The organism is Carboxydocella sp. JDF658 (assembly GCF_002049395.1).
Lineage (GTDB): Bacteria > Bacillota.
Map to the genome: position 1 here is coordinate 1 of NZ_BDLR01000059.1, position 295 is coordinate 295.

Sequence of the window (295 nt, forward strand, 5' to 3'; positions counted from 1 at the left end):
TTCATCAAGAATGAAGCACCCTGTACGTCTGATTGAAACAACGGATACAGAAGGGAATCAAATTACAATTGTAACGAATGTCTTTGAAAAGACTGCCGAAGAAATCGGGCAGTTATATCGCTACCGCTGGCAGATTGAAATTTTCTTCAAGTGGCTCAAGCAACACCTGCACGTCAAACATTTATATGGTCTTAGTCAGCAGGCAGTAGAAAATCAGTTATATATCGCATTGGCAACATACTGTTTATTGAAGATGATCCAAATAAGGACAGGGTGTGAAGGACCACTGCTGACT

General features: G+C 40.7%; 1 protein-coding gene. It reads left to right on the forward strand.

Annotated elements, in window-relative coordinates; genetic code table 11:
- Positions 1-295: transposase (locus tag JDF658_RS09465; protein WP_143311984.1), on the forward strand; the 295-nt coding region annotated here is incomplete at both ends.